Source organism: Streptomyces sp. NPDC007917 (assembly GCF_042959105.1).
Classification (GTDB): domain Bacteria; phylum Actinomycetota; class Actinomycetes; order Streptomycetales; family Streptomycetaceae; genus Streptomyces.
In genome coordinates this window covers 64,932-91,517 of the sequence record NZ_JBIBKK010000013.1, presented here as the reverse complement: position 1 = coordinate 91,517, position 26,586 = coordinate 64,932, and the positions used below count along the sequence as shown (strand labels likewise).

The window sequence follows — 26,586 nt, the reverse complement described above, 5'->3', positions numbered from 1 at the left end:
CGGTTTAGTCTGGCAATCATGAACGAGTGTCCGCATGTTCCCGACCTGCCGGTGCCCGAGCCGGAGCCGAGGCATGACACCTGCCGGGAGTGCCTGACCGTGGACAGCCATCCGGTGCAGTTGCGGCTGTGCCTGTCCTGCGGGCATGTGGGCTGCTGCGACTCATCGCCGTTCCAGCACGCCACCGAGCACTACAAGGAGACCGGACACCCCGTGATGCGCAGCTTCGAGCCCGGCCAGAGCTGGCGGTGGTGCTATGTGGACCACATGATCCTCTAATGGACTGCCGCATCGGCGGTGCGGCCCGCTAGCCTTCACTCATGATCCGAACAGCGATGCCTTCAGCGGGGAGAGGGACGGAAAGGAGCCTGTCACCAGCGGTTCCTTCAACCAGGCGACATCTCTTTCGAATTGAGACCGCAGACCTCTAGCCACTGTGCGTACTCATGTGCTTACTATGAGTGATATCGAGGACCTTCGGGTCGGCGTTCACCCATGACGGGGGCCGTGCTTCGTCCGGGCGACACCGAGCCGCAGATCGCGATAGCGTCGCAGCCGAACCACGTGCCGCGTCGGTCCGTACCCCCTCCACCATAAGGGCTCACGACCGGCGCTCCAATCAGCTCAGCTCAATCAGCTTGTGTCACCTTGGAGGTGAGGGTGTCCCAGATCGCAGGCGAGCCCGGGACCCAGGACTTCGTAGAAGTCCGGCTGCCCGCTGAGGGTGCCTACCTGTCGGTGCTGCGGACGGCCACGGCCGGCCTCGCAGCCCGCTTGGACTTCACCCTCGACGAGATCGAGGATCTGCGTATCGCCGTCGACGAGGCGTGCGCGATCCTGCTGCAGCAAGCCGTGCCCGGCAGTGTGCTGAGCTGCGTCTTCCGCCTGATCGACGACGCACTGCAGGTGACCGTCTCGGCTCCGACCACGGACGGGCGCGCTCCCGAGCGCGACACCTTCGCCTGGACAGTGCTCTCCGCGCTCGCCGGCAAGGTCGACTCGACCGTCGCCGAGGACCGCGCGGTCAGTATCAGCCTGTACAAGGAGCGCGGCGCCGGCCCCGGACAGCCGTGACGGAAAGGGGGGCTCCGTGAGCACCGCATCATCGCGGGGAGTGCGTACCCCGGCCATCCCGCACCCGCCGGCCCAGCCGCATCCCGCGGATCCGGAGGCGGCAGGAGACCGACCAGAGCGGGCGGACCACATGGATCAGCATCAGCACGAGCGGCACGAGCGGCCCGATCCGCATGACCGCAGCGGAGCGCGGGCGATGTTCGTCGAGCTGCGCCGGCTTCCGGAGGGCTCCACGGCCCGCGCCGAGCTGCGCAACCACCTCGTGCGGATGCATCTGCCGCTGGTGGAGCATCTGGCGCGGCGCTTCCGCAACCGCGGCGAGCCGCTGGACGACCTCACCCAGGTCGCCACCATCGGGCTGATCAAGTCCGTGGACCGGTTCGACCCGGACCGCGGTGTGGAGTTCTCGACGTATGCGACCCCCACGGTCGTCGGCGAGATCAAGCGGCACTTCCGCGACAAGGGCTGGGCGGTGCGGGTGCCGCGTCGGCTGCAGGAGCTGCGGCTCTCGCTGACCACGGCCACCGCCGAGCTCTCCCAGCGGCACGGCCGCGCCCCCACGGTCCATGAGCTGGCCGAGCATCTGAGCATCTCCGAGGAGGAGGTGCTGGAGGGCCTGGAGTCGGCCAACGCGTACAGCACGCTGTCCCTGGACGTGCCGGACACGGACGACGAGTCCCCGGCGGTCGCGGACACGCTCGGCGCGGAGGACGAGGCGCTGGAGGGCGTCGAGTACCGCGAGTCGCTGAAGCCGCTGCTGGAGGATCTGCCGCCGCGCGAGAAGAAGATCCTGCTGCTGCGCTTCTTCGGCAATATGACCCAGTCGCAGATCGCGCAGGAGGTCGGCATCTCGCAGATGCATGTCTCGCGGCTGCTGGCCCGCACCCTCGCGCAGCTGCGGGAGCGGTTGCTCGTGGAGGAGTAACGGCCGTGGAGGAGTAAAGGCCATCAGGAGGGCCTTCAGGAGCAAAGGCGGCCAGAGGGCCGGGGAGAGGGGTCAGGCGTCGCGCGGGCCGATGCCCAGGGCCTCCGTCGCCGTCGGGTTGATCAGCAGTGCCAGCACGGCGAAGGCCGCGAGGGCGGTGACCACCCCGACGGCGATCAGCCCGCCGCCGTTCTGTACCAGCGTCCAGGCCACGGGCAGCGCCATGAGCTGAGTGATCATCGCGGGTCCGCGGCTCCACCGCCGGCGCCGCCACAGCCCGCGCGCCGCGGCCAGCGGCAGCGCGGCCAGCGCCAGCACGGTCACGCCGAGCATCTCGGCCTGCTGCGGGCTGTCCGGATCCCCGGTCAGCCCCATGATCAGTACGTACACCCCGAGGCCGACCAGCACCACGGCCTCGGCGGCGGCCAGCACCGCGGCCGCCGTGATCCGGGTCGGCCGCGGGCCGGACGGGGCCGCGTCGGCGGCCTTGGTCCCCTCGGCCCCCTTGGCCCCCTTGGCCCGGGCGGCCGGCTTGGCCGTCGTCGCCCGAGGATTCCGAGGAGCCGTCGGCGCCGGCTTCGCCGTCTTCGCGGCCCCGGCCTTCTTGGCGGTGGCGGACTTCTTACTGCTCACCCCAGCAGCGTAGCGGCCACCGGTCCGGGCCGGGGCCGGGCCACGGTTGTGGCCTGTTCGTGGTCAATGGGTAGGCTGCTGAGCATGCGCGCGCTCATCGTGGTCAATCCGGCAGCAACCACCACCAGTGCCCGCACCCGCGACGTCCTGATCCATGCGCTCGCCAGCGATCTGAAGCTGGACGTGGCGACCACGGAGTACCGGGGGCACGCCCGCGATCTGGCCCGGCAGGCCGCGGAGGGGGGCACACACGAGCTGGTCGTCGCCCTCGGCGGTGACGGCACGGTCAACGAGGTGGTCAACGGGCTGCTGCACCACGGCCCCGATCCGGACGCACTGCCCCGCCTGGCCGTCGTCCCCGGCGGCTCCACCAATGTCTTCGCCCGCGCCCTCGGCCTGCCCAACGATGTCGTGGAGGCCACCGGCGCCCTGCTGGACGCGCTGCGGGACGGCACCGAGCGCACCGTGGGCCTCGGGCTCGCGGCGGGCACCCCTGGCACCCCGGACGAGTCGGTGCCGGCGCGCTGGTTCACCTTCTGCGCGGGCTTCGGCTTCGACGCGGGCGTGATCGGCCGGGTCGAACAACAGCGCGAACGCGGCAAGCGTTCGACACACGCGCTCTATATACGCCAGGTGGCCCGGCAGTTCCTCGGGGACCCGCACCGGCGCGAGGGGACCATCACCCTCAAGCGGCCGGACGAGGACCCCGTCGAGGGGCTCGTGGTGTCCATAGTCTGCAATACCGTCCCGTGGACGTATCTGGGCAACCGCCCGATCTACGCGCTGCCCGACGCGTCCTTCGACACCGCCCTTGACGTGCTCGGACTCTCCAAACTGTCCACCCCGGCAGCCACCCGCTACGTGACCCAGCTGCTGACCTCCAGCCCCGAGCGGGGGCCCCGCGGCAAGCACGCGATCTCCTTGCACGATCTGACGGACTTCACCTTGCAATCGCAGGCGCCACTGCCGTTTCAGATGGACGGTGACCACCTCGGACTGCGTACGAGCGTGACGTTCACAGGCGTACGCCGTGCACTGCGTGTGATTGTGTGAGTGAGACCGCAAAAAGTCCTTCCAGTCGAACGTTTAGCCTGGCTTCCACCCCCCGGAAGTAGGGCTGTGACAGAGCCGACACCAAGGAATCAAAAAAAACTTTCCGGAAGGGGTTGTATCCGCCGCCGAGGTTTGCGAATCTCTTCTTGGCGATCGGGACGGCCTCCAGAAGGCCCCCTTGAGAGCCCGAATCCCCTTCCTCAATCCCATGGGACCGCACCAGCCCCAACTGGTTGACGTCCCTACCCTTGTCGAGGGGTTCGTGAAAGCGTTCACATTCACAAGCATCCGCAACACGAGGAGATGGAGCAGCCATGGACTGGCGTCACAACGCCGTTTGCCGCGAGGAAGACCCCGAGCTGTTCTTCCCCATCGGCAACACCGGTCCTGCGCTGCTGCAGATCGAGGAAGCCAAGGCCGTCTGCCGCCGCTGCCCCGTCATGGAGCAGTGCCTGCAGTGGGCGCTTGAGTCCGGCCAGGACTCCGGCGTCTGGGGTGGACTCAGCGAGGACGAGCGCCGCGCCATGAAGCGCCGTGCCGCCCGCAACCGGGCACGCAACGCCAGCGCCTGACGCCCACACCCCATGGCCCCCGAGCCGCAGCGCGCAGTAACCCCGATGCGCACAGCAACGTGAGCCTTGAGCCCCGGACCACTCCCGGTCCGGGGCTCAGTGCTGTGTTCACCCATTGAGACGGCATGCTCATCATGTGAGTGGTGTGCTCAAGGTCTCACGCCGGCTCACGCGGTGTCCTACGCGGTCTCCCGCGGCCTCGTCCGGGGATCGGCCCGGCCGGGTCGGGGATCGGCCCGGCCGGCCGGGTCAGTGCTTCTCCGCCCGTACCGGGATGTCCAGGACGACTCGGGTGCCGCGCTCGGGCGCGGGCACCATGTCGAACGTCCCGCCCAGCTCCCCCTCCACCAGCGTGCGCACGATCTGCAGGCCGAGGTTGCCCGCCCGCTGGGGGTCGAACCCCTCCGGCAGCCCGCGCCCGTCGTCCTCGACGGTGACCAGCAGCCGCCCGTCCGCGCCGGTGCCGCCGCGCACCGCCGCCACCTCGACCGTGCCCTGCTCCCCCGCTCCGAAGCCGTGTTCCAGCGCGTTCTGCAGCACCTCGGTCAGCACCATGGACAGCGGGGTGGCGACCTCGGCCTCGAGGATGCCGAACCGGCCGGTGCGCCGGCCGGTGACCTTGCCCGGGGATATCTCGGCCACCATGGCCAGGACCCGGTCGGCTATCTCGTCGAACTCGACCCGCTCGTCCAGGTTCTGGGACAGCGTCTCGTGCACGATCGCGATCGAGCCGACCCTGCGCACCGCCTCGTTGAGCGCCTCCCTCCCCTGGTCGGAGTCCATCCGGCGGGCCTGGAGGCGCAGCAGGGCGGCCACGGTCTGGAGGTTGTTCTTCACCCGGTGGTGGATCTCCCGGATGGTGGCGTCCTTGGTGATCAGCTCGCGCTCGCGGCGGCGCAGCTCGGTGACGTCCCGGAGCAGGACGAGCGAACCGATGTGGGTGCCCTTGGGCTTGAGCGGGATGGCCCGCAGCTGGATGACCCCGTCGTCGCCCTCCACCTCGAACTCGCGCGGCGCCCAGCCGCTGGCCAGCTTGACCAGCGCCTCGTCCACCGGTCCGCGTACGGGGGCGAGTTCGGCGGTGGTCCGGCCGAGGTGGTGGCCGACCAGGTCGGCGGCCAGGCCGAGGCGGTGGTAGGCGGACAGGGCGTTGGGGCTGGCGTACTGGACGATGCCCTCCGCGTCGAGCCGGATCAGGCCGTCGCCCACGCGGGGTGAGGCGTCCATGTCGACCTGCTGCTCGGAGAAGGGAAACGATCCTGCGGCGATCATCTGGGCGAGGTCGGAGGCGCTCTGGAGGTAGGTGAGCTCGAGCCGGCTGGGCGTCCGTACGGTCAGCAGATTGGTGTTACGGGCGATCACCCCGAGCACCCGGCCCTCGCGGCGGACCGGGATGGACTCGACCCGGACCGGGACCTCCTCCCGCCACTCGGGGTCGCCCTCCCGGACGATACGGCCCTCGTCGAGGGCGGCGTCGAGCATCGGGCGGCGGCCGCGCGGAGCCAGATGGCCGACCATGTCGTCCTGGTAGGAGGTGGGCCCGGTGTTGGGCCGCATCTGCGCCACCGAGACGTAGCGGGTGCCGTCGCGGGTGGGGACCCACAGGACGAGATCGGCGAAGGAGAGGTCGGAGAGCAGCTGCCACTCCGATACCAGCAGGTGAAGCCACTCGAGGTCGGAGTCGCTGAGTGCGGTGTGCTGGCGTACGAGGTCGTTCATGGAGGGCACGTTGTGAGCCTACCCGGACGTACGTTTCAGCCTTTCCGCGCAGAGCCGTGGACAGGCGAGAGTGGTCTAGTCCAGAATGGGCGCACTGCGATCTTCCGCCCTCCCCGCACAGGAGGGTGGATCGAGGCACACGGGGTGCTCTGCCCTGACCGCTCCGGGAGCCTCAGGTCGGCCGGCTGCGGCCGATGCAACTCCGGGCTGCGGTGCCGGGTGGGTTGAGGGTCCCGCCCTGGCGCCGCGGCCCGCGGGTGTTTTCCCCTCTTTCTCGCCGCCCTCGCACTGCTCGGCCTCCCCGACAGAAGGCTCCCGCGCTTCGCGGGGAAGCGCGGGAGCCGGTGGGGGTGGCGGCCTCAGGGCCTCACCTGGTCTCGGTCACCTGGTCTCAGTCACCTTCGCCAGCGCGCGCGGCGCAACCAAGTTCTGATGGCCGCCCTCGCATTGCTCGGCCCCGGGGGCCTCCCAAGCTTCGGCCAGCCGGCCGGCCTCCGACCGGCACCGTCGCTCACCTGGTCTCGGTCACCTTTGCCAGCGCGCGCGGCGCATCGGGGTCCTGGCCTCGGGCGATGGTCACCTCGTAGGCGAGCAGCTGCAGCGGAAGGATCTCCAGGATCGGCTGGACCTCCTCGGCCACTCCCTCCGTCGGCAGCGCGAAGCCCGCCGAGGCCTGGTCGACCTCGGACTGGGCGCCGATGACGACCAGGTCCGCGCCGCGGCCGCGCAGCCGCTCGAGGACCGGCCGCAGCGCCTGGCCGCCCTTGCCCTCGGTGACGATCGCGATCACCGGCGAGATGTTGTCGACCATGGCGAGCGGGCCGTGCAGCAGATCGGCGCCCGAGTAGGACAGCGCCGGGATGTAGCTGGTCTCCATCAGCTTCAGCGCCGCCTCCTTGGCCGTGGGGTAGCCGTAGCCGCGGGAGGTGATGACCATGCGCTCGGCGAAGCGGTAGCGGCCGGCGAGCTGCTTGACCTCGTCCCCCCGGTCCAGGATCTGCTGGGCCAGCTCGGGGAGGACCTTGGCGGCCGCGCCGTCGCCGCCGCGCAGGCCCTCGACGAAGAGGTAGAGGGCGAGCAGTTCGGCGGTGTAGGTCTTGGTCGCGGGGAGCGCGTTCTCCGGGCCGGCCAGGACGTCGATGTGGAACTCGGAGACGGCGGCCAGCGGGGAGTCGGGGTTGTTGGTGACCGCGAGGGTGATCGCGCCGGCCTGGCGGGCGGCCTCGGTGGAGGCGACCAGGTCCGGGGAGCCGCCGGACTGGCTGACCGTGATCACCAGTACGTCGGTCAGGTCCTGCTCGGCCCCGTAGGCGGTGGTGGTGGACATGGAGGTGAGGCCGCACGGCTTGCCCAGCAGGACCTCGATCAGATACTTCGCGTACAGCGCCGCGTTGTCGGAGGTGCCCCGCGCGGTGAGGAGTACGAAGCGCGGGTTGCGCGCGGCGATGTGTTCGGCGATCTCGCGGATGCGGGGCGCGCCCTCGTCGAGGATCCGGCGCAGCACGGCGGGCTGCTCGGCCATCTCCCCGGACATGATCCGGCCCGGCTGGTCGCTGTGCTGGGCCGGAGTCGTGGCGGACATGCTGGGTGCCTCCAGTTGGCTGTGCTGTGCTGTGCCCGCGGTGCGGGCCGAGCCGGGTGGTGGCGTCATCCCCCGGCCACACCGCCGGTGATGACCTCCGCGGCGGCCAGCCCACAGACCCGGGCGGCGCCGTGAGTCGCGATGTGCAGCGCCCCGGTCGGCGGCGCCTGGGGCACGCCCATCTCGACGACGACCGTGTCCGGCCGGGCGGCGAGCAGGGAGGCCAGGGCATCGGCCATCCAGGGGTGGCGGTGGACATCGCGTACCACTGCGACGATCCTACGGTCCGCCGCCTCCCCGAGTACATTTGCGATCAAGGCGGGCACACCACCGGTCGTACCCACTGCAGCTTCCTCGACGTCTCGCTGGCCGTAGGTGGCGGTGCCGGTGCCGGGGAGCAGCCGGGCCAGTTCGGCGGCGACGCCCCAGGGGGTCTCGTCGCCGACGGCGATGTTGGCCACGGGGGTGAAGGCGGCGACGAACGCGGGCCCGGTGGGCGGTTCGTAGGGCTGTGCGCCCGGGGTGACGCGCAGCGCCCGGCGGGCGGCGCGCAGCCCCGCGTCGGGGGCGGCCGCGATCCCCTCCGCCGCGCCCGGCCCTCCGGCCTGCCGCGCCCAGTCGCCGAGGGCGCGCACCCGGGCAGCGGCGTCGGCGAGCCGCGCCTCGGGCAGTTCCCCCGCCCGTACCGCGGCCACCAGCGCGTCGCGCAGCCGCACCACGGTGTCCTCGTCGCTGAGCCCGCCGCCGACACAGATCGCGTCGGCGCCCGCGGCGATGGCGAGCACGCTGCCGCGCTCGATGCCGTACGCGGCGGAGATGGCCCGCATCTCCATGCCGTCGGTGACGATGAGCCCGTCGAAGCCGAGGCCGCCCTTGCTGACGGGGGCGCGCAGCAGGCCGTGCAGCGCGGCCGGGCTGAGGGTGGCGGGCAGGGCCGGGTCGAGGGCGGGGACCAGGATGTGGGCGCTCATCACGGCCTTGGTGCCGGCGGCCACGGCGGCCCGGAAGGGGATCAGTTCGCGGTCGGTGAGGGTGTCGAGGTCGGCGTCGATGCGCGGCATGGCGTGGTGGGAGTCGACGGCGGTGTCGCCGTGCCCGGGGAAGTGCTTGGTGCAGGCGGCGACCCCGGCGCCCTGCAGGCCCCGGATGTACGCGGCGGTGTGGCGGGCCACGAGCTGCGGATCGGCGCCGAAGGCGCGTACGCCGATGACCGGGTTGTCGGGGTTGGAGTTGACGTCGGCGGAGGGGGCCCAGTCGAGGTTGACCCCGCACGCGGCGAGCCGGCGGCCCATCTCGCGGGCCACGGCCTGGGTCAGGGCGGTGTCGTCGACGGCGCCGAGCGCCAGGTTGCCGGGGAAGGAGGAGCCGGTCCGCACCTCCAGCCGGGTGACGTCGCCGCCCTCCTCGTCGATGGCGACGAGCAGGTCTTCGCGCTCCGCCCGCAGCTGGGCGGTGAGGGCGGAAAGCTGCTCGGACGAGATGATGTTGCGGCCGAAGATGCCGACGGAGCCGAGGCCTTCACCGAGCCGCCGCAGCACCCAGTCGGGCGCGGTGGTGCCGGAGAAGCCGGGTTGCAGAACCGCCAGGGCGTCCCTGGTGAGGGTGTCCAAGCCGCGTGCGAGGGTCGTCATGGAGAAGGATCATCCCTTCACAGCGCCGGAAGTGAGACCACCGACCGCCTTGCGTTGCAGAAACAGGAACAGAAGCAGGATGGGGATGGCGAAGAGCGAGGCGGCCGCCATGGTGGCGCCCCAGTCGTCGCCGAAGTTCGTCTGGAAGCTGGACAGCCACAGCGGCAGCGTCTTGGCCTCGGGGTCCTTGTTCAGGATGAGGACGAGCGGGAACTCGTTCCAGGCCGTGATGAAGCCGAACAGCGAGGTGGCCATCAGCCCGGGCGCCAGCAGCGGGAAGATCACCCGGATGAACGCCTGCGGCCGGGTGCAGCCGTCGACCATCGCCGACTCCTCCAGCTCCTTGGGCACGGCGGCGACATAGGAGCGCAGGGTGAGAACGGTGAAGGGCAGCACCATGACCATGTAGAAGAGGGTCAGCGGGACCAGGCTGTTCAGCATCTCGCCATCGCGGACGATCATGTAGATCGCGATCACCATGACCTCCCAGGGTGCCATCTGGGCGATCATGAAGGTCACCAGGAAGCCGCGGCGGCCCTTGAAGCGCATCCGGGCGAGGGCGAAGGACGCGAGGAGCGCGATCACCAGCGAGAGCGCCACCGCCGAGACGGTGACGGTCAGGGAGTTCCCCACCAGGGTCCAGAAGTGCTCCGCGTCCGTCGCCGTCTTGAAATGCTCGAAGGTCGCGTCGGTCGGGAACCACACCGGGTCCTCGGAGATGATGTCCGAGGTCGGCTTGAGGGCCGTGGAGAACATCCAGTAGACGGGGAACGCGAAGGCGACGAAGAGGACGACCGCCGTCGCGTTGGGCCACAGCCGCCCGGCCGTCGAGCGCTTCACTGCTCCTCCTCCTGCTTGAGCACGATCCGAAGGTAGTAGGAGGTCAGGGCCAGCAGGATCAGGATGGTCAGCAGCGAGATCGCCGCGCCCATGCCGTAGTGCTGATTGCCCACGCCCTCGATGAACGCGTAGACGGGAAGGGTCTCGGTGAGCCGGTCAGGGCCGCCCTCGTTGATCGCGAAGACCTGCGGAAACGCTTTGAAGACCCAGATCACCTCGAGGAAGAGGGTCGCGAGGAGGAACGGCTTGAGGAAGGGCAGGGTCACGGAGGTGAAGGAGCGCCAGGCCCCGGCGCCGTCCAGCGCCGCCGCCTCGTACAGCTCCTTGGGGATCGTCGTGGTCGCCGCGTAGAGGTTGATCGCCACGAAGGGGATCGACTGCCAGACGATGAGCACGGTGATGACGAAGTAGGTCGAGAACTGGCTGCCGGTCCAGTTGTAGTCGGCCATCGAGTGCCAGCCGAGCTTGTCCAGCACCCAGTTGACCACCCCGAAGCGGGAGGCGAACAGCCACTGGAAGACGGTGGTCGCCGCGATGACCGGCATCGCCCAGGCCAGCACGAGACCGGTCGACAGCAGCAGCCGCATCTTCGTCCCGAGCCGGGCCAGCAGCAGCCCGACCAGCGTCCCGATCACCATGATCAGCACGACGTTGACGGAGGTGAACAGGACCGACCTGACTGTGACCCGCCAGAAGTCCTCGCTGGTCAGCGCCTCGCGGTAGTTGTCGACGCCGTTCCACTCGGTGAGGTGCTGGATCAGCTGCCGCATGTTGAGGTTCTGGAACGACAGCATGCCGTTCTTGACCAGCGGCCAGCCCAGCAGCACCACGGTGGCGGCCAGCGCGGGCAGAAGCAGCAGATAGGGCGCGGTGCCGGTGAGCCGGCCGCGCCCCGGGGACGCCCCGCGGCCCGTACGCGTACGGCCCGGCGGCGCCCCGCGCCCGGGGGCCCCGGCCGCCGCGGGGCGGCCGGGGTCCTTGCGAGTGGTGCGTGTGGTCGCTACAGCCATCGCCGTTACTGCTCCTGGCTGAGGCGCTTGTTCATCTCTTCCTCGACCGACTTGGCCGCGTCCGCCGGGGACTTGCCCTTCAGCACGGCGGTCATATAGGCCTTGATCGGGTTCGGGGCGTTCTCCACCGGGGCCCATTCGGGGATCAGCGGGGTGGTGCCGCCGCCCGCGACGGCGGGGGCCGCAGCCTCGGCCGCGGCGTTGCCCTTGAGCTGGGACTGCAGCGACTCCTTGTTGGGGAGCACGCCGCCTTCCTTGGCCAGCTGCCCCTCATGGGTGTCCGACAGCGCGATCTTCAGGAACTCCTTGGCCAGCTCCTGCTTCTTGCTGCCCGCCGCGACGGCGAGGTTGGAGCCGCCGAGGAAGACGCCCTCCGGCTTGCCGGCGGTCTCCCCCGGGATGGTGAAGTAGCCGATGTCCTGCTCGATCTTCGGGTTGGCCTTGATCGCGGTCGCCGCCTCCCAGCCCATCCCGATGAAGGCGCCGGTCTTGCCCTTGGCGAAGACCTCGGCCTGCTGCGGGGTGGCCTCGTCCTTGTCCTTGGGGGCCTCGCTGAAGGACTGGTACTGCTTGTAGATGTCCATGGCCTTGGCGACCTTGGGGTCGGCGAGGTTGGAGACCCACTTGTCGCCTTCCTTCTTGACGAGGTCGGCACCGGTGCCGATGGTCAGCCCGTCGAAGAAGTACCAGTTCTGGCCCGGCAGATAGATCGGCTCGGCGTCCGTCTTCTTCTTGATCGTCTCAAGGTCCCGGAAGAACTCGGTCCGGGTCTTGGGGGTGTCCTTGATCCCGGCCTGCGCCCAGACCTTCTTGTTGTAGATCACCACGCGGTTGGCCGCGAACCACGGGGCGGCGTACTGCTTGCCGTCGTAGACCGCGGACTTGTTGAGGGAGTCGGCCCAGTCAGCGCCGATCGACTCCTTCAGGTCGGTCAGCTCGGCGAGGCCGCCGGTCTGGGCGTACGCCGGGGTCTGGGTATTGCCGATCTCGATCACATCCGGCGGGTCCGACTCCGAGAGCGCGGTGGTCACCTTCTGCTGAATGCCATTCCACTCCTGGGTCTCCAGCTTCAGCTTGGCACCCGTCTTCTTCTCGAACGCCGCCTTGACGTCCTTCGTCCAGCCGTCGGGGGTGGATCCGTCCATCGCCCATACGGTCAGCGTCTCGCCCTTGAAGCCGTCCGCCCCGGCCTTCTTGTCGTCGTCGCCGGACCCGCAGGCCGCGACGGTCACCAGCATCGCCGCGACACCCGTCGCCGCTATCAGCCCACGCTTCACAGCACACTCCTCAAAGGACCGGAAGGGAGGTTTAATGGTTTAGACCAGTGCCCGCAGCTTGGCCTAGACCTGTAGGGGTGTCAAGGGTGTCCAAGAGCCGCCATCGGCTCCGTTACCGGACCGACACCTCACGACATCCGGGCCGAGCAGCCGCTTACGGCCGAGGCCGTGCCACGATGTGAGCCGCTGAAAACGGAGGAGCCGGTGACGGCAGCAGACCAGGGGTCGGAAAGGCGCGCGATGGAGACCGAGGGGGCGACAGCGGCGGCCGCGACGGGTACGACAGCCACCAAAGCCGCGGCAGCCACAGCCGAGGGCGGCACCAGCTCCGCCCATGGCTCCGGCAACAGCGCCGGGAACAGCACGGGAAACAGCTCCAGCGGGACGCGCACCGCGCGCGTGCCCAAGTACTACCGCCTCAAGCGGCACTTGCTGGAGATCACCGAGACCCTGCCGCCCGGCACCCCGGTCCCTCCCGAGCGCACCCTCGCCTCCGAGTTCGACACCTCCCGGACCACCGTGCGGCAGGCGCTGCAGGAACTGGTGGTCGAGGGGCGGCTCGAGCGGATCCAGGGCAAGGGCACCTTCGTCGCCAAGCCCAAGGTCTCCCAGGCCCTCCAGTTGACCTCGTACACCGAGGACATGAAGGCCCAGGGCCTGGAACCCACCTCCCAACTCCTGGACATCGGCTATGTGACGGCCGACGACCGGCTCGCCGGACTCCTGGACATAGCGGCCGGCGGCCGGGTGCTGCGCATCGAGCGGCTGCGGCTGGCCAGCGGCGAGCCCATGGCCATCGAGACCACCCATCTGTCGGCGAAGCGCTTCCCCGCGCTGCGCCGCAGCCTGGTCAAGTACTCCTCGCTGTACACGGCCCTGGCCGAGGTGTACGACGTCCACCTCGCGGAGGCCGAGGAGACCATCGAGACCTCGCTGGCCACCCCGCGCGAGGCGGGGCTGCTGGGCACGGACGTCGGGCTGCCGATGCTGATGCTCTCGCGCCACTCGCTGGACGCGGCGGGCGAACCGGTGGAGTGGGTGCGGTCGGTGTACCGGGGGGACCGCTACAAGTTCGTGGCCCGGCTGCAGCGGCCGAACGGCTGAACCCGCACCACCCGAGCAAGCCTGACGTCCTTATCTTTCCCATACCGATATGCGGACGGGTAGTGACGTCAACCGGGCCTCTGGCTTAGATTTCCTGCGCATTAAGCAAACGATCAGTCTCTTACGCAGGTGCTCAGCCGCGGGACGGAGCAGCCGCCAATGTCAGCAACATCCGGTACACAAGGCAGGAGACCGGTCGTCACGCCCTCGCGCGTCGTGGCCGGTCTGTGCCTGATCGCCCCCTTCGTGGCGATGCTGTGGGTCGGCTCGTACGCCAAGATCGAGCCCACCTTGATCGGCATCCCGTTCTTCTACTGGTACCAGATGCTCTGGGTGCCCGTCTCGGCCCTGCTGACGACGGTCGCGTACATCCTGGTCCGCCGTGAGAACCGGGCGCTGCGCGCGGCGGAGCAGGCACAGAAGGGAGGTGCGGCGGAATGAAGGACGTCAACGGCGTCGCACTCGCCGTCTTCATCTTCTTCTTCGTGGCCGTCACGGTCATGGGCTTCATGGCCGCCCGCTGGCGGGCGGCCGAGAACGCCAACAACCTCGACGAGTGGGGCCTGGGCGGCCGCAGCTTCGGCACCTGGATCACCTGGTTCCTGCTCGGCGGCGACCTTTACACCGCGTACACCTTCGTCGCCGTCCCGGCGGCCATCTACGCGGCGGGTGCGTCCGGCTTCTTCGCCGTCCCGTACACCATCCTGGTCTACCCGCTGATCTTCCTCTTCCTGCCCAAGCTCTGGTCGGTGTCCCACAAGCACGGGTACGTCACCACCTCGGACTTCGTCCGCGGCCGCTTCGGCTCCAAGGGCCTGTCGCTGGCCGTCGCGGTCACCGGCATCCTCGCCACCATGCCGTACATCGCCCTCCAGCTCGTCGGCATCCAGGCGGTGCTGGACGTGATGGGCGTGGGCGGCGGCGAGAACACCAACTGGTTCATCAAGGACCTGCCGCTGCTGATCGCCTTCGGCGTGCTCGCCGCGTACACCTACTCCTCGGGTCTGCGCGCCCCCGCGCTCATCGCGTTCGTCAAGGACACGCTGATCTACATCGTCATCGTGGTGGCGATCATCTACATCCCGATCAAGCTGGGCGGCTTCGACGACATCTTCGCCAAGGCGGGCCACTGGTTCTCCGAGCCGAACCCGAAGACCGGGGCGCCACGCGGCGCCCTGGCCAGCGGCGAGAAGGCGCAGTGGGCCTATGCCACCTTGGCCGTCGGCTCGGCGCTCGCGCTGTTCATGTATCCGCACTCGATCACCGCGACGCTCTCCAGCCGCAGCCGCGAGGTGATCCGCCGCAACAGCACGATCCTGCCGCTGTACTCCCTGATGCTGGGTCTGCTGGCGCTGCTTGGCTTCATGGCGATCGCGGCGGACGTGAAGGTGGACAACAACCAGCTCGCCATCCCGCAGCTGTTCGAGGACATGTTCCCGGACTGGTTCGCCGGCGTGGCCTTCGCCGCCATCGGCATCGGCGCCCTGGTGCCCGCGGCCATCATGTCCATCGCCGCGGCGAACCTGTTCACCCGCAACATCTACAAGGACTTCATCCGGCCGAACGCCACGCCCGCGGAGGAGACCAAGGTCTCCAAGCTGGTCTCGCTGCTGGTCAAGGTCGGCGCGCTGATCTTCGTCCTCGGCATGGACAAGACGGTCGCGATCAACTTCCAGCTGCTGGGCGGCGTCTGGATCCTCCAGACCTTCCCGGCCCTGGTCGGCGGCCTGTTCACCCGCTGGTTCCACCGCTGGGCGCTGCTGGGCGGCTGGGCGGTCGGCATGATCTACGGCACCTGGAAGGCGTACGACACGCCGAGCGCCACCCAGAAGCACTTCGGCAACACCGCCGAGATCCCGGGCATCGGCGAGATCGGCTACATCGGCTTCACCGCCTTCGTGCTCAACGTCGTCGTGGTGGTCGTCCTCACGCTCGTCCTGCGCGCCGTCAAGGCCCCGGACGGCATCGACGAGACCTCCCCCGCCGACTACCGGGCCGACGCGGGCGACCCGGGCGTCCAGACCGAGCTCCCCCCGGCCACGGCGGGCGCCCCCGGCGGCCACTGACGCCCCGGCTCCCTCGTATCGACGGGCCGCCGCCCTCCCCCACCGGGAGGCGGCGGCCCGTTCGCATGCGCCCCGACCAGGCAACCTCGATCGTCCGGCGGACATCCCTAACGGTATGGAAAAGCGTGCGGAATCCACGGGTGTCTTCGGCTGCGTGGTGGCGGTGGTCGGCGGGGCCGTGGGGTTCGGGGCGTGGCTGCGGGGCTCCCGCCCCGGCATTCGGGGGCCCTTCGAGGGGGAGCGCGACTTCAGTCTGCTGTATGTGGAACTGCCGCTCATGATGTTCGGGGTTCCGCTGCTCACGTATGCCGTCTGGGCGTTGGCGCGGACCGCGCTGCGGCACCGGATGGGGCGGGCCGCGTGGGTGGTGGCGTCGGGTGTGGTGGTGGCGGCCACGCTGGCCGGACTGGCGTGGGGGTGTTCGGAGTAGCTGGCGGTGCGGGTGCGGGACTTCGGGTATGTCGGCTTGTAGCCGTCAGCCGGGCAGGGTGGCGGGCTCGCCGGTGGTGGGCGGCACTTGGCGTTTCCAGTGCTGTGTGGTCCCATGACTGGCAGCATCTGGATCATGGACACGATCAGCAACGCCGAGATCCTCGCAGAGATCACCGGCGGCCTTGACGACTGGCGCAAGCTCGCTCAGCCTCTCGCCGCTCGCTACCGCGCCCCGGACGCCGTAGTCGGGGCCGCGTTTGTGGCAGCGGTCGCGCGGGCGGCAGCCGCCGCCCGCTACGACGTACCGGAGATCAGGCTGGGGCAGGGAGTCATCGACGTGACCCTGTTCAGCGTCGACGAGACCGGTGGCCGGTGGGTTACCGCCAAGGACCTCGAACTGGCCGGCGTCATCACCGGGCTTGCCCGCGAGTTCGGCCTCACTGCCGTCCCCGGCGAGGTGACACAGCTTGAGCTTGCCCTCGACACCGCTGACGATTCGGCGGCGGGCCCGTTCTGGGCGGCGTTGCTGACAGGAAACGCCGCCCACACGGTGTCCGACTCGGTCTTCGACCCGACGAACCGTGTCCCCAGTGTGTGGTTTCAGCAGACCGACAGGCACCCGACCCCGCGCCAACGCTGGCACATGGATCTGTGGCTGGCCCCGGAGGTGGCGGACGAGCGCATCGCGGCTGCCGTCGCCGCGGGTGGCACTTTGGTCGACGATTCCCAGGCCCCGGCGTTCACCGTGCTCGCCGATCCAGAGGGCAATAAGGTCTGTGTCTGCACCGCTCTCGAACGCGACCAGACCAAGGCGGGCTGAGCGCTGAGCAGCGGCGAGGGCGGCGAGCATCCCGTCGGCCGCGTCGAAGGCGATCGCGGCGGCGAAGCGTGCCGCTCAGCTCGGGCCCGGGCGCGAGGCGGCCGCGGCGGCGACGGCAACGGCGAGTGGGTCGCGCGAAGGGCGGTCGAGGATGTCCTGAAGATCCGTACCGGTGTTGTCCAGGAAGCCGTGGCGGACGCTGGTGGCGATTGAGGAGAGCATCGGCGGCTGGAACGGCAACAGCCCTGGTGTGTCCAGGAGCCTGCGCCGGTATTCCCCCAATCCGATGGTGCGGTGGGCCACGCCGAGGCGTTCGGCGACAGCGGGGGCCGTGATCGGCGCGCCGACGAGGTCGTAGACGCGCTCGCTGTGCCGCTTCGGATCGCCTGCCACGACCGCCGCCACGTCGGCCAGGTCCTCACGGGCCACGGCGGACAGCGCGCCCTCACCGAACGCGGACTCCACCGCGTCGCCGTTCCACATCAACAGGGCGCCGAAGAGTTCGGCGTACAGGCCGTTGCGCAGGATCGTCCACCTGAGGCCACTGTCTTTGACCAGCCGCTCCGTCGCGCGGTGCGCCAGCGCGAAGCCGAGGTGGTCACCGGCGCCGGTCAGGCTCGTGTAGACGACGTGCTGGACGCCGTCGCGGGCGGCGGCGTCCAGCACGGCCGCATGCCGGCGGACCACCTGATCGTCCTCCGCGTAGCCCGCGGAGACCAGCACGAGCGTCGAGACACCGGTCAGATCGATGCCGGACGGCTGGTCGAAGTCGAGCGGCCGGATCCCTTCGCCGGGCGTACGGCTGCCGCCGATCGCCTCCACACCGCGGGCCCGCAGCGCCGCGAGGGTCAGTGAGCCCAGGTTTCCGTTCACGCCGGTCACCAAGATCATGGGGTCGAAGTCTCCTTCGTGGTTCTCTTCAGTAACTACGATCGGATCCTGACCCGCCCGCCTATCAGCCACAAGAAGGCACTTTGATGTCACCCACGCACACCGGTGTAACCCCTGGCCCCGCCGAACTCAGCCCCTGCGGCCAGAAACACCACCCCGACTGCGGCATCCGGGACGTGCTGGACCGGGTCGGTGACAAGTGGTCGGTCCTCGTGATCGTCGAACTCGCGGGCGGGCCGCGGCGCTTCCGGGAGCTGCAACGCGCGATCGACGGCATCTCCCAGCGCATGCTGACCCTCACGGTGCGCAGGCTGGAGCGCGACGGGCTCGTCCTCCGCACCGTGTACCCCACGGTCCCGGCCCAGGTCGACTACCGCCTCACCGAAACCGGCGCGAGCCTCACCCACCTGGTCAAGGCGCTCGCCGAATGGTCCCTGGCCCACCGGCCCGTCATCACCGAGGCCCGCAGCGAGTACGACCGGAAGCACCCCGACAACGACATGCGGTGACTGGTGAGTGGGCTGCGCTTCGCTTCGCCTGTGCCTGTGCGCCGTCTCGCGGCATTCGGCTCGGGCGGGTGCGGGTTTCGTCTCGGACCCTCCGGGTCCAAAGCGCCGGCGAGAAGGGGGAAGGGGGCGGCTGCCGGTTGTTCCGGTTCCTCGGCCCCGCGGGCGGCTGAGCCCAAAGAAGCTCCGCTGCGCTCCGCCGCGACTGCTGCCGCGCGGTGGTTGGCCGGTCGGTCCAGCGGTGCGCTGGTCCGGGGCCCGGGAGCGTGACGTACGGGCCAGCATCGTTGGACGACATGGTCCGATTGCCGCGTGCGGGCATCGTCTCGCGCCTTCGGCGCACAGCGGCCAGCAACGGGAAAGGGGAGGGGGCGCTGAAGGCATCGTCGCCGTCCAGCCCAACGGGTCCTCACCGGCCGACGGGCGGCGGACGGTCGCCCGAAGCGGTGGACGCCGGTCCGGTTGGGCCCTCCCCCCATTGCCCGCCCATCCGTCGCGCTCGCGCGCCCCGGTCCAGCGCACCGCTGGACTCCTCGCTCAACCACCGCGCGGCAGCAGTCGCGGCGGAGCGCAGCGGAGCCTCTTTGAGCCCAGCCACCCGCCGAGCCGAGGAATCGGGGCACCGGGCCGGCCGTCCCCCTCCCCCCTCCTCGCCGGCGCTTTGGACCCGGAGGGTCCGAGACGAAACCCGCACCCGCCCGAGCCGAATGCCGCGAGACGGCGCACAGGCGCAGGCGCAGCGAAGCGGAGCGCTCAAGCCGCGATGCCGAAGGCATCGCAGGGCGTCGGCGCGAGCTCGAACCAGAGCAGTTTGCCGCTGGTCCCGAAGAGTTCGTCGGCGAGGGCGTAGCCGCCCCAGTTGTCCGCGCAGATCCGCACGATGAGCAGCCCGCGCCCGTACGTGGCCTCGGTGTTCGCGGCGGCTTCGGCGAGCGCGGCCGATCGGTCGAAGAGGGCCGGGGGCTTGTCGAAGGGCGGTGGGATGTCGGGGTTGCTGTCCCAGATGCTGACGCAGAGGCGGCCTTCCTCGATGGCACGGATGCGCATCTGTGCGGGACCGGTGGTGTGGCGGTAGGCGTTGGTGACCATTTCCGACGTCACCAGCTCTGCGGGGTCTGTCATTTCTCGCATGCCGTGCCAGGAGAGGACGGCCCGCAGGGTGGTCCTGGCGATGGCGGCGGCGCGGGGGTCGTGGGGCAGGCGGAGGGAGTACGACCAGGGGTTTTCCAGATTCTCCGGGGATACGGTGGGCACGGAAGTCTCCTGTCTGAAGGTGGAGTTGGCTGTGTCCCGGGTCACACCGTAGCCCCAAGCCCTTAATATATTTACCGCTGCCGGAAAAAGGGCTTCATTTACCACTCGTGTGAGTGACGCGCCTGTTGCATGTGAGCAGAGAGAATCGGTAGATGCCCATGAGAAGTCTTCCGACCGCGCGTCAACTGCGTCTCGGCACTGAGCTGCGCAGGCTGCGGGAACGCGCCGGAATGTCGTCGACCGAGGCCGGGCGCCTGCTCGGCACGAACCAGACGACGATCAGCAACATTGAAGCGAGCCGGTTGGGTGTGAGCGCGGATCGGCTGCGAGCACTGGCACGTAATTACTCGTGCGCCGACGAGGCGCTGATCACGGCGCTCATCGGCATGGCGGTGCAGCGGAGAAGAGGCTGGTGGGAGGAGTACCGGGAAATCCTCCCCACCGGGTTGCTCGACCTGGCCGAACTGGAGCACCACGCCGTTTCCTTGCGCACGGCTTACATCGCGCACATCCCTGGCCTCCTGCAGACCCCCGAGCATGCTCGGGAGATCTTCCGGCAGGCTGTGCCGCCGCTGCCTCCTCCCGACGTGGAACACCGTGTCTCGCACCGCATCAAACGCCAGGCGATTCTGTATCGCGACGACCCCACGCCGTATACAACCATCGTCCACGAAGCTGCCCTGCGCATGCGTTTCGGTGGCTCGGACACAGCACGGTCCCAGCTGCAGCACATCCTCGACATGGGCGAGCGCAAGCACATCAGGGTGTTGGTGATCCCCTTCGACGCCGGGTCGATCCCAGGCTCGGGACAGTCCGTCTGCTACGCCGCCGGGCCTGTCCCACAGCTGGACACGGTGCAGCTCGATGCCGAATATGGCTCCGAACTGCTCGATGCTCCAGCACAGCTGGAGAAGTACCGCGTCGTGCTGGATCGCATGGAAGCGGTTGCTCTGCCAGAGAACGCATCCCGTGACCTCGTCCGGAACATCATCCGCACCCTGGAAGGTGAATGACTTGTCCGCTCGTGATTGGCAGAAGTCCTCGTACAGCTCCGAAGGCAACGCCTGCCTCTACGTCTCGTCGACCGACGACGCCACCATCCGCCTGCGCGAGAGCGACCAACCCGACACCGTCCTCACCACCACCCCCACCGCCCTGCGCGCCCTCATACGCAGTGCCAAGGCAGGTCACCTCGACCACATCGGCAGCGCCTGACGGCTTTACCTTCTCTTTACAACCCGCTCCGCCGCTCCCTCGTCTCTCCGCTCGATCCATAACTCACCTGACGAGAGAGAGCGATCCCATGCGCCGAACCGTCCTCAGTGCCGTGGCACTCGCGGCCACCGCCGTGCTGGCCAGCACGGTGCCCGCGTTCGCCGACGAGGCGACCCCGGTTCCGAGCAAGACCCCGGCCACCAGCGTCCCGTCCCCCCGCGAGGAGCCGTCCCAGGCCCCGGCCACCCCCGCGCCTGCCACCGCCGTCCCGACCCCTCGTGACGAAAAGGCCCACAAGCGGCCGTCCGAGCCCCAGGTCCGCGAGGTGCCGAGGGGCGCGCCGAACACCGGGGTGGCGGAGGAGTCCTCGGATTCCGGGGTCGGCGCCGGGCTGATCGGCGGGGGCGCCGCCGGGGTGCTCGTCGCGGGTGGCGCGGCGGTGTTCGTCGTACGTCGCCGGCGGGCGACCGGGGCATGACCCCGGTCTCCAGGCGCGCGTTCGCCACCGCGGCGATGGGCTCGCTGCTCGTGGGGTGCGGCGGCGGCCACCAGGCCGAACAGGACGCGCAGGACGCACGGACCACCGGGCGTTCCGGGAGCACGCCGCCGCCTTCCTCGACCCCCGTGAAGGCGGCGCGTGCCCTGGCGCGTTCGGTCCCGGTCAGGCTGCTGGTCCCGGCCATCGGGGTGGACACCCCGGTCATGCGGCTGGGGCTGGCGGCGGACGGCACCGTGCAGGTGCCGCCGGTCGCGGCACACGACCGGGCCGGCTGGTACCGGCACTCGCCGACGCCGGGGCAGAACGGCCCGTCGGTCATCCTCGGTCATGTCACGGTCGGCGGCTACGGGGACGGGGTCTTCCGTCACCTGGGGCGGCTGCGCCAGGGCGACCGGATCGAGGCGCGCCTGGAGAACGGCAAGGCGGCGGTGTTCACCGTCAGCTCCGTACGGACGGTCGCCAAGGCGGACTTCCCGGCGGACGACGTCTACGGGAACGTGGACCACCCGGAGCTGCGGCTGATCACCTGTGGCGGCCCCCGCAGCGGCGGCCAGTACCGCGACAACGTGATCGTCTTCGCCACGCTGAGCTCCACCCGCCCCTGACCCACCCCCCACCGGATCCCGGGCCGACGGATCGTACGCGACGGACCGTACGCCAACGGCCCGGGATCCTGCCCGACACATGCCACCACGGCCATGGAGAGTGTTGAAACGGTCCCGTGACAGGGCGGCGTCCGAGCTGTTCGCCGCCCTCTACCCGCGCCTCGCCGGCTGGTGCCGCCGGCTCGTCGACGACGACGAGACGGCCCACGAGATCGCCTCGGAGGCGTTCACCCGGCTCTGGGCCCGCTGGACCTCCGTGGACGAGCCCCGCGGCTTCCTCTACGTCACCGCGGCCAATCTCGTCCGGGACCACTGGCGCAAGCTGGAGCGCGAACGCAGAGCCCTGCGCCGCGCCACCACCGAAGCCGCCACCCGCCCGCACATCGAACAGGCCGACCCGTCGGTGCGCCTGCTCGTCCAGTCCCTGCCGGAACGGCTGCGCGTCCCGATCCTGCTGCACTACTACGCTGACATGCCGGTCCGGGAGGTGTCCGTACTGACCGGGCGCAAGGAAGGAACCGTCAAGGCCGACCTCCACGCAGCCCGGGAACTGCTCCGTGCCCACCTGAGGAGAAGTCTTGACCACACGCCTTGACGACGGCCCGGAGTACGAACCCGACGACCCCCTCGCGGTGATCCTGCGCCCCACCACCGACCACCTCAGCCCGCCCCCCGGCCGGTACGAGGCCATCCGCCGCACCGCCGCCCGCCGCCGCCTGCTGCGCACCGCGGCCGGAGTCGGCCTTGCCTGTGCCGCCGCGGCCCTGGTCGCGCTGCCGCTCAACCTGGTGACGCGCGAGACACACAAGTCGCCCGCGCCTCCGACGGTCCCTCTCGTACCGCCGGCCACGAACGGTCGTACCGCACCCGCGACCCCGAAGCCGAAGCAGCCGACTCCGACGGCCACCTCCACCCCATCGGAGTCGCCCGGGCGTGTCATCCCCCGCCCGAACCAGCGGCCCGGGCCCGCCAAGTCCGCCCGCGGACCGTCGGCGACACCGCTCTCACCGCGGGACATGCCGTCGCCGCAGCGGACCGGCGCCGTCGGCGAACCCGAGAAGAGATCTCAGTGATCCACGGTGTGGGGGCGTGCCGTCCCGCGTGCCGCCCCCCGGACCGTCCTGCCGCGGATGAGGCCGATCAGTGAGGGACCGCCTCGTAGACACCACAGGGCGATGACGGGGTCGCAGATGGCGCAGGCCATGGAGGACTCGTGGTAGAAGGGCATGATCGGGTTGCCCTTGATGTGGTGGAGCAGGTCCCAGGCGGTGTGCATCAGCCACGCGACGCCGATGAAGGTCCAGGATTCCAGCCCGCGGTAGGCGACGTACGTGATGGCGGCAGTGGCGGGGAACTCCCAGACGCCGAAGCCGCCCCCGCTCAGATAGGCGGCTCCCGCCCCCGCCACCATGACCGCGTTGAAGCGGCGTCGGTGCGGTTCACGGATCAGCGACATCAACAGGGCGTAGAGAACGCCGACCAGAATCGGCGAGACGTAGTTCATGTCTGCGAAAGCTAATCGGCCGCCACCTCACCCCCCAGTGGCGTGAGTGACACCTTTCAACGGGATATTGCCACGTCGCAGAATCTGGCCATGCACACCGTCGCCGTACTCTCACTGGACCAGGTGATCCCGTTCGACCTGTCCACCCCGATCGAGGTCTTCACCCGCACCCGGCTCCCGGACGGGCGCCCCGGCTACCAGATCCGCGTATGCGCCGAACAGCCGGAGATCGACGCGGGAGCCTTCACCCTGCGTGCGCCCTGGGGGCTGGAAGGGCTCAAGGGCGCGGACACGATCATCGTGCCCGGCACCGCCGCCCCCACGGCCCCGCTCCCGCCCGCCGTCCGCGGCGCACTGCGCGCGGCCGCCGAGGCGGGCACGCGCATCGCCTCCATCTGCTCCGGGACCTTCCCCCTGGCCGCCACCGGGCTCCTCGACGGCCTGCGAGCCACCACCCACTGGGCCGCGGCCGAACTCCTGGCCACCGCCCACCCGGACATCGAGGTCGACCCGGACGTCCTGTACGTCGACAACGGGCAGATCCTCACCTCGGCCGGCGCCGCCGCGGGTCTGGACCTGTGCCTGCACATGATCCGCCGCGACTACGGCTCGGCCGTCGCCGCGGACGCCGCCCGCCTGTCCGTCATGCCCCTGGAACGCGAGGGCGGACAAGCGCAGTTCATCGTCCACGACCGCGCGCCCACCCCGCAGGGGTCCGCCCTCGAACCCCTGCTCACCTGGCTGCAGAACAATCTGGCCCGCGATCTCACCCTTGCCGACATCGCCGCCCACGCCGGCACCAGCACCCGGACCCTGATCCGCCACTTCCGCGACCAGACCGGCACCACCCCGCTCCAGTGGCTCCACCGCGCCCGGGTCCGCCAGGCCCAACACCTCCTGGAGACCACACACCACTCCGTCGAGCGCATCGCCGCCCAGGTCGGCTTCGGCTCGCCCACCGCCTTTCGCGACCGCTTCAAACGCACCACTGGTGTCAGCCCTCACACCTACCGCCGCACCTTCAGCTGACATGCGGGAGACTGCCAGCATGGACATCACGATCAGGCAGGCTCGGGACGAGGAGCTGGACGGCGTCGGCGAGCTCACCGCGCAGGCGTACCTCGGGGACGGACTGCTGGAGTTCGGCGAGAGCGACGGGTATCTGGCCGAGCTGCGCGACGCGCGGCGGCGGGCCGAGCTGGCGGAGGTGCTGGTCGCGGCCGACGCGGAGAGCGATGAGGTGCTGGGCGCGGTGGCCTTCGCGGTGTACGGCGGGGCTTACGCGGAGCTGGCGCGGCCGGGCGAGGGGGAGTTCCGGATGCTGGCCGTACGGCCCGAGGCGCGGCGGCGCGGGGCGGCGGAAGCGCTGGTGCGGGCGTGTCTGGAGCGGGCGCGGGAGCTGGGTCTTGAGCGGATCGTGATCTCCAGCCAGCAGAAGATGGCCGCCGCGCACCGGCTGTACGGGCGGCTGGGGTTCGTACGGGCCCCGGAGCGGGACTGGGACCCGCTACCGGGGATCACCCTGTGGGCGTTCACCGTGGAGCTGGGCGAGGCGGCCGCCCTCCCTTAGTCCTCCTCGCACTTCTTGGTGTCCTTGTTGACGTCCATGATCTCGTTGATGTGCCCGAACTTGTACTTTCCCTGGGTCATTCCCTGAAAGGTGACGCACTTGTAGAACGGCTTCGAGCCGTCGTTGTAGAACTTGAAGGCTGCGGTGATGCGCGTGCCTCCGAGGCAGTGGTTGTTGTAGTACACCGTGGTGGTCGCCCAGCCGGTCTTCCAGGAGAAGTTGACCCGCGCGTTGGACTCATTGCACTTGATGCTGTCCTTCCCCGACTTGGGCGGGGCGGCCTGTGCTGCCGATGTGGTCGGGGCGGGAGCGGCGAATGCCGGTGCGGACATCAGGCCGAGGGTGAGTCCGGCGGCGGCGAGGGTGGCTCCGGCCGATATGAGAGTGCGCATCAATTCCCCCAAGTGCGGTCGCGCATCGCTGCACGAGTGATCGTTCCAGGGCGGTCGCGATCACTAAAGGCTCCCGCCCCGGCAGGCGTCAAGCCCGCGGACGGCCGGTTCAGTTGGTGTTGTCGGCGTGGGTCAGGGTCTCCCAGGCCACGAAGAGGTTGTTCGTGCTGGCGGGGCGCTGTTGTTCGGTGAGCTTCTGGGTGTTGTCCATGGGATAGCCGAGGCGGTTGTGCAGGGCGTTGAACCCGACCTCGGTGATCGGGCCCAGCTTGTCCTTGAGCGTCCCGCCGCACAGCCAGGACGGCACCGACGCGCTCAGCTGGTACTTGGACTGGAAGCCCAGCGCCTGGCGCAGGCGTTCGCCCACCTTCGGGTAGAGGTCCTCGCCCTGGATCCGGGAGGTCTCCGCCACGTGGGAGATCGCGGAGATGCCGTATCCGGTGTGGGTGAGGTCCCGGCAGGTCTCCTGGGTCAGTCCGGTCACGAACGTGGACTGGCCCTGCCAGTACTTGACGATCTTGTCCTTGGTGTCCAGGCCGCTGCCCGGCACGGTCTTGGGCAGCGCGCCGTCGGACTCGAGGTAGACGTACGCCTGGGTGCGGTTCAGATAGCGGGCGACCGCCTTGTCGTAGCTGGTGCGGTCGTCGAGGAAGACCGAGATGCCGACGGCGGCCTCCATCATGGACAGCTCCCAGTTGCCGTTGCTGTTGGAGCCGTTGATGACCTTGGGGAGGTAGACGTTGCGCAGCATCGTCGCGAAGCGGTTGACGTTCGGCCAGCTGGTGTAGGTGTAGCGGATGATCTCCGCCGCGCGCGGCCATACGGATCCGGCCCAGCCGGTCTGCAGGGGCGCGTTGCTGTTGGTGTGGTCTTTGATCGTGGCCGACCATGCGTCCATGATCTCGATCGCCTTCTTCGCGTGGCGGTCGTCGCGGGTGACGTACCAGGCGAGCGCGTGGGTGTACGCGGCGATGGCGTCCTGCCGCTCGTCGGTGCAGCCGTAGTTGGGGTCGGAGTACGGGCCGCACTCGACCACTGCCCGCGGCTTGGGCGTGTACGACAGCGAGCCGTACTTGCTCGCCATCATCTGGTCGTAGGCGCCTTTCCACGGCGCGGCGCCCGCCTGCACCTTGCCTCGGATGAAGTCGAGTTGGGAGCTGCTGACCAGGACGCCGGGGTGGGTGAACGCGGCCCGGGTCTGGGTCCGCACCTGGGTCTGGGCCTGGGCCGGGCCGACGAGGGCCCCGGCCAGGCAGGCGGCTGACAGGGCGGCGGCGGTGAGCGTGAGGGCCTTACGGCTGTGGGGGGTTCGCGGGTGGGTCGATCGGTCAGGAGCTGCAGGCATGGGGCGTTCCCTTCCGGCGGCAGATGCCTGGACATCTGTTTGTGGACCCGAATTCCGATCACATATG

At 69.7% G+C, this 26,586-nt stretch carries 31 protein-coding genes; 19 read left to right on the top strand and 12 right to left on the bottom strand.

Annotation, left to right across the window (positions count from 1 at the left end; genetic code table 11):
- The first annotated feature begins 18 nt into the window (after positions 1-18).
- From ACFZDL_RS25705 to ACFZDL_RS25695, 3 genes are all read left to right on the top strand, one after another.
- Positions 19-279: a UBP-type zinc finger domain-containing protein gene (locus ACFZDL_RS25705; RefSeq protein WP_353592504.1), complete on the top strand. Its 261-nt coding sequence runs from the start codon at positions 19-21 to the stop codon at positions 277-279.
- A 381-nt stretch (positions 280-660) separates the two neighbouring features.
- Positions 661-1,074 carry an anti-sigma regulatory factor gene (locus ACFZDL_RS25700; RefSeq protein WP_014176550.1) on the top strand — a complete coding sequence of 138 codons (414 nt, stop codon included), beginning with the start codon at positions 661-663 and terminating at the stop codon, positions 1,072-1,074.
- A 40-nt stretch (positions 1,075-1,114) separates the two neighbouring features.
- A complete protein-coding gene (locus ACFZDL_RS25695; protein ID WP_391192547.1) occupies positions 1,115-1,999 on the top strand; it encodes a SigB/SigF/SigG family RNA polymerase sigma factor in 885 nt (294 codons plus the stop codon).
- 72 nt (positions 2,000-2,071) lie between these two features.
- On the opposite strand, the gene ACFZDL_RS25690 is transcribed toward ACFZDL_RS25695, so the two are convergent.
- Complete coding sequence (locus ACFZDL_RS25690; RefSeq protein ID WP_353592503.1) at positions 2,072-2,632, bottom strand: hypothetical protein; 561 nt, start codon at positions 2,630-2,632, stop codon at positions 2,072-2,074.
- 84 nt (positions 2,633-2,716) lie between these two features.
- On the opposite strand from ACFZDL_RS25690, the gene ACFZDL_RS25685 reads away from it, so the two are divergent.
- Positions 2,717-3,685: a diacylglycerol kinase family protein gene (locus ACFZDL_RS25685; protein ID WP_353592502.1), complete on the top strand. Its 969-nt coding sequence runs from the start codon at positions 2,717-2,719 to the stop codon at positions 3,683-3,685.
- Between the two features lie 314 nt (positions 3,686-3,999).
- A complete protein-coding gene (locus tag ACFZDL_RS25680; RefSeq protein WP_003953983.1) occupies positions 4,000-4,257 on the top strand; it encodes a WhiB family transcriptional regulator in 258 nt (85 codons plus the stop codon).
- 249 nt (positions 4,258-4,506) lie between these two features.
- Here ACFZDL_RS25680 and ACFZDL_RS25675 read toward each other — a convergent pair whose 3' ends face one another.
- The 6 genes from ACFZDL_RS25675 to ACFZDL_RS25650 form a co-directional block, all read right to left on the bottom strand.
- Entirely contained in the window at positions 4,507-5,976 is a 1,470-nt protein-coding gene (locus tag ACFZDL_RS25675; RefSeq protein ID WP_353592501.1) for a PAS domain-containing sensor histidine kinase, read from the bottom strand.
- Between the two features lie 511 nt (positions 5,977-6,487).
- Positions 6,488-7,558 carry an SIS domain-containing protein gene (locus ACFZDL_RS25670; RefSeq protein WP_353592500.1) on the bottom strand — a complete coding sequence of 357 codons (1,071 nt, stop codon included), beginning with the start codon at positions 7,556-7,558 and terminating at the stop codon, positions 6,488-6,490.
- Between the two features lie 65 nt (positions 7,559-7,623).
- The gene (locus ACFZDL_RS25665) at positions 7,624-9,189 is read right to left on the bottom strand and encodes a glycoside hydrolase family 3 protein (protein ID WP_353592499.1); all 1,566 of its coding nucleotides are present in this window, start codon (positions 9,187-9,189) and stop codon (positions 7,624-7,626) included.
- Between the two features lie 9 nt (positions 9,190-9,198).
- Positions 9,199-10,029 (bottom strand): carbohydrate ABC transporter permease, encoded by an 831-nt coding sequence (locus ACFZDL_RS25660; RefSeq protein WP_353592498.1) that lies wholly within the window; start codon positions 10,027-10,029, stop codon positions 9,199-9,201.
- Complete coding sequence (locus ACFZDL_RS25655) at positions 10,026-11,039, bottom strand: sugar ABC transporter permease (protein ID WP_353592497.1); 1,014 nt, start codon at positions 11,037-11,039, stop codon at positions 10,026-10,028. The genes ACFZDL_RS25660 and ACFZDL_RS25655 overlap by 4 nt, the downstream gene beginning before the upstream one ends.
- A 5-nt stretch (positions 11,040-11,044) precedes the next feature.
- Positions 11,045-12,316: an extracellular solute-binding protein gene (locus ACFZDL_RS25650; protein WP_353592496.1), complete on the bottom strand. Its 1,272-nt coding sequence runs from the start codon at positions 12,314-12,316 to the stop codon at positions 11,045-11,047.
- A gap of 240 nt (positions 12,317-12,556) precedes the next feature.
- On the opposite strand from ACFZDL_RS25650, the gene ACFZDL_RS25645 reads away from it, so the two are divergent.
- The 5 genes from ACFZDL_RS25645 (at position 12,557) to ACFZDL_RS25625 (ending at position 16,738) form a co-directional block, all read left to right on the top strand.
- Positions 12,557-13,420, top strand: a complete 864-nt coding sequence (locus ACFZDL_RS25645; protein WP_353592666.1) for a GntR family transcriptional regulator — start codon at positions 12,557-12,559, stop codon at positions 13,418-13,420.
- 159 nt (positions 13,421-13,579) lie between these two features.
- Positions 13,580-13,861 (top strand): DUF3311 domain-containing protein, encoded by a 282-nt coding sequence (locus ACFZDL_RS25640; protein ID WP_353592495.1) that lies wholly within the window; start codon positions 13,580-13,582, stop codon positions 13,859-13,861.
- Positions 13,858-15,486, top strand: coding sequence for a monocarboxylate uptake permease MctP (gene mctP, locus ACFZDL_RS25635; RefSeq protein WP_353592494.1), 1,629 nt, complete (start codon positions 13,858-13,860; stop codon positions 15,484-15,486). The genes ACFZDL_RS25640 and mctP overlap by 4 nt, the downstream gene beginning before the upstream one ends.
- A 115-nt stretch (positions 15,487-15,601) precedes the next feature.
- Complete coding sequence (locus tag ACFZDL_RS25630) at positions 15,602-15,916, top strand: hypothetical protein (RefSeq protein ID WP_353592493.1); 315 nt, start codon at positions 15,602-15,604, stop codon at positions 15,914-15,916.
- A gap of 135 nt (positions 15,917-16,051) precedes the next feature.
- Entirely contained in the window at positions 16,052-16,738 is a 687-nt protein-coding gene (locus ACFZDL_RS25625; protein ID WP_353592492.1) for a VOC family protein, read from the top strand.
- A gap of 75 nt (positions 16,739-16,813) precedes the next feature.
- Here ACFZDL_RS25625 and ACFZDL_RS25620 read toward each other — a convergent pair whose 3' ends face one another.
- Positions 16,814-17,629, bottom strand: coding sequence for an NAD(P)H-binding protein (locus ACFZDL_RS25620; protein ID WP_353592491.1), 816 nt, complete (start codon positions 17,627-17,629; stop codon positions 16,814-16,816).
- A gap of 86 nt (positions 17,630-17,715) precedes the next feature.
- Here ACFZDL_RS25620 and ACFZDL_RS25615 point away from each other — a divergent pair, with 86 nt between their 5' ends.
- Positions 17,716-18,138 carry a helix-turn-helix domain-containing protein gene (locus ACFZDL_RS25615; protein ID WP_353592490.1) on the top strand — a complete coding sequence of 141 codons (423 nt, stop codon included), beginning with the start codon at positions 17,716-17,718 and terminating at the stop codon, positions 18,136-18,138.
- Positions 18,139-18,888: 750 nt separating this feature from the next.
- Here ACFZDL_RS25615 and ACFZDL_RS25610 read toward each other — a convergent pair.
- Positions 18,889-19,389 carry an ATP-binding protein gene (locus ACFZDL_RS25610; protein ID WP_353592489.1) on the bottom strand — a complete coding sequence of 167 codons (501 nt, stop codon included), beginning with the start codon at positions 19,387-19,389 and terminating at the stop codon, positions 18,889-18,891.
- Between the two features lie 152 nt (positions 19,390-19,541).
- On the opposite strand from ACFZDL_RS25610, the gene ACFZDL_RS25605 reads away from it, so the two are divergent.
- The 6 genes from ACFZDL_RS25605 to ACFZDL_RS25580 all read left to right on the top strand — a co-directional run bounded on the left by ACFZDL_RS25605 (position 19,542) and on the right by ACFZDL_RS25580 (position 22,781).
- On the top strand, positions 19,542-20,402 hold the full coding sequence (locus ACFZDL_RS25605; RefSeq protein WP_353592488.1) for a helix-turn-helix transcriptional regulator: 861 nt from the start codon (positions 19,542-19,544) through the stop codon (positions 20,400-20,402).
- Position 20,403: 1 nt separating this feature from the next.
- Positions 20,404-20,604: a DUF397 domain-containing protein gene (locus ACFZDL_RS25600; protein ID WP_353592487.1), complete on the top strand. Its 201-nt coding sequence runs from the start codon at positions 20,404-20,406 to the stop codon at positions 20,602-20,604.
- An 88-nt stretch (positions 20,605-20,692) separates the two neighbouring features.
- Positions 20,693-21,082 (top strand): sortase-dependent protein, encoded by a 390-nt coding sequence (locus ACFZDL_RS25595; protein WP_353592486.1) that lies wholly within the window; start codon positions 20,693-20,695, stop codon positions 21,080-21,082.
- On the top strand, positions 21,079-21,708 hold the full coding sequence (locus ACFZDL_RS25590) for a class F sortase (protein ID WP_353592485.1): 630 nt from the start codon (positions 21,079-21,081) through the stop codon (positions 21,706-21,708). The genes ACFZDL_RS25595 and ACFZDL_RS25590 overlap by 4 nt, the downstream gene beginning before the upstream one ends.
- A gap of 103 nt (positions 21,709-21,811) precedes the next feature.
- Positions 21,812-22,303: an RNA polymerase sigma factor gene (locus ACFZDL_RS25585; protein ID WP_353592484.1), complete on the top strand. Its 492-nt coding sequence runs from the start codon at positions 21,812-21,814 to the stop codon at positions 22,301-22,303.
- Positions 22,287-22,781 carry a hypothetical protein gene (locus tag ACFZDL_RS25580; protein ID WP_353592483.1) on the top strand — a complete coding sequence of 165 codons (495 nt, stop codon included), beginning with the start codon at positions 22,287-22,289 and terminating at the stop codon, positions 22,779-22,781. Before ACFZDL_RS25585 ends, ACFZDL_RS25580 begins: the two co-directional genes overlap by 17 nt.
- Here ACFZDL_RS25580 and ACFZDL_RS25575 read toward each other — a convergent pair.
- Positions 22,775-23,212: a DUF6010 family protein gene (locus tag ACFZDL_RS25575; protein ID WP_353592482.1), complete on the bottom strand. Its 438-nt coding sequence runs from the start codon at positions 23,210-23,212 to the stop codon at positions 22,775-22,777. The genes ACFZDL_RS25580 and ACFZDL_RS25575 overlap by 7 nt on opposite strands.
- Before the next feature lie 90 nt (positions 23,213-23,302).
- Here ACFZDL_RS25575 and ACFZDL_RS25570 point away from each other — a divergent pair, with 90 nt between their 5' ends.
- On the top strand, positions 23,303-24,241 hold the full coding sequence (locus tag ACFZDL_RS25570) for a helix-turn-helix domain-containing protein (protein WP_353592481.1): 939 nt from the start codon (positions 23,303-23,305) through the stop codon (positions 24,239-24,241).
- Between the two features lie 19 nt (positions 24,242-24,260).
- A complete protein-coding gene (locus ACFZDL_RS25565; protein ID WP_353592480.1) occupies positions 24,261-24,782 on the top strand; it encodes a GNAT family N-acetyltransferase in 522 nt (173 codons plus the stop codon).
- On the opposite strand, the gene ACFZDL_RS25560 is transcribed toward ACFZDL_RS25565, so the two are convergent.
- Complete coding sequence (locus ACFZDL_RS25560; RefSeq protein WP_353592479.1) at positions 24,779-25,174, bottom strand: hypothetical protein; 396 nt, start codon at positions 25,172-25,174, stop codon at positions 24,779-24,781. The genes ACFZDL_RS25565 and ACFZDL_RS25560 overlap by 4 nt on opposite strands.
- Before the next feature lie 109 nt (positions 25,175-25,283).
- The gene (locus tag ACFZDL_RS25555) at positions 25,284-26,519 is read right to left on the bottom strand and encodes an alginate lyase family protein (protein ID WP_353592478.1); all 1,236 of its coding nucleotides are present in this window, start codon (positions 26,517-26,519) and stop codon (positions 25,284-25,286) included.
- Positions 26,520-26,586 lie beyond the last annotated feature (67 nt).

Coding starts and splice junctions, on each gene's coding strand:
- ACFZDL_RS25685 (WP_353592502.1), top strand. CDS start 2,717: ATGCGCGCGCTCATCGTGGTCAATCCGGCAGCAACCACCACCAGTGCC.
- ACFZDL_RS25640 (WP_353592495.1), top strand. CDS start 13,580: ATGTCAGCAACATCCGGTACACAAGGCAGGAGACCGGTCGTCACGCCC.
- ACFZDL_RS25645 (WP_353592666.1), top strand. CDS start 12,557: ATGGAGACCGAGGGGGCGACAGCGGCGGCCGCGACGGGTACGACAGCC.
- ACFZDL_RS25620 (WP_353592491.1), bottom strand. CDS start 17,629: ATGATCTTGGTGACCGGCGTGAACGGAAACCTGGGCTCACTGACCCTC.
- ACFZDL_RS25670 (WP_353592500.1), bottom strand. CDS start 7,558: ATGTCCGCCACGACTCCGGCCCAGCACAGCGACCAGCCGGGCCGGATC.
- ACFZDL_RS25560 (WP_353592479.1), bottom strand. CDS start 25,174: ATGCGCACTCTCATATCGGCCGGAGCCACCCTCGCCGCCGCCGGACTC.
- ACFZDL_RS25625 (WP_353592492.1), top strand. CDS start 16,052: ATGGACACGATCAGCAACGCCGAGATCCTCGCAGAGATCACCGGCGGC.
- ACFZDL_RS25675 (WP_353592501.1), bottom strand. CDS start 5,976: ATGAACGACCTCGTACGCCAGCACACCGCACTCAGCGACTCCGACCTC.
- ACFZDL_RS25705 (WP_353592504.1), top strand. CDS start 19: ATGAACGAGTGTCCGCATGTTCCCGACCTGCCGGTGCCCGAGCCGGAG.
- ACFZDL_RS25565 (WP_353592480.1), top strand. CDS start 24,261: ATGGACATCACGATCAGGCAGGCTCGGGACGAGGAGCTGGACGGCGTC.
- ACFZDL_RS25605 (WP_353592488.1), top strand. CDS start 19,542: ATGCCCATGAGAAGTCTTCCGACCGCGCGTCAACTGCGTCTCGGCACT.
- ACFZDL_RS25630 (WP_353592493.1), top strand. CDS start 15,602: ATGGAAAAGCGTGCGGAATCCACGGGTGTCTTCGGCTGCGTGGTGGCG.
- ACFZDL_RS25665 (WP_353592499.1), bottom strand. CDS start 9,189: ATGACGACCCTCGCACGCGGCTTGGACACCCTCACCAGGGACGCCCTG.
- ACFZDL_RS25655 (WP_353592497.1), bottom strand. CDS start 11,039: ATGGCTGTAGCGACCACACGCACCACTCGCAAGGACCCCGGCCGCCCC.
- ACFZDL_RS25575 (WP_353592482.1), bottom strand. CDS start 23,212: ATGAACTACGTCTCGCCGATTCTGGTCGGCGTTCTCTACGCCCTGTTG.
- ACFZDL_RS25590 (WP_353592485.1), top strand. CDS start 21,079: ATGACCCCGGTCTCCAGGCGCGCGTTCGCCACCGCGGCGATGGGCTCG.
- ACFZDL_RS25680 (WP_003953983.1), top strand. CDS start 4,000: ATGGACTGGCGTCACAACGCCGTTTGCCGCGAGGAAGACCCCGAGCTG.
- mctP (WP_353592494.1), top strand. CDS start 13,858: ATGAAGGACGTCAACGGCGTCGCACTCGCCGTCTTCATCTTCTTCTTC.
- ACFZDL_RS25570 (WP_353592481.1), top strand. CDS start 23,303: ATGCACACCGTCGCCGTACTCTCACTGGACCAGGTGATCCCGTTCGAC.
- ACFZDL_RS25615 (WP_353592490.1), top strand. CDS start 17,716: ATGTCACCCACGCACACCGGTGTAACCCCTGGCCCCGCCGAACTCAGC.
- ACFZDL_RS25595 (WP_353592486.1), top strand. CDS start 20,693: ATGCGCCGAACCGTCCTCAGTGCCGTGGCACTCGCGGCCACCGCCGTG.
- ACFZDL_RS25555 (WP_353592478.1), bottom strand. CDS start 26,519: ATGCCTGCAGCTCCTGACCGATCGACCCACCCGCGAACCCCCCACAGC.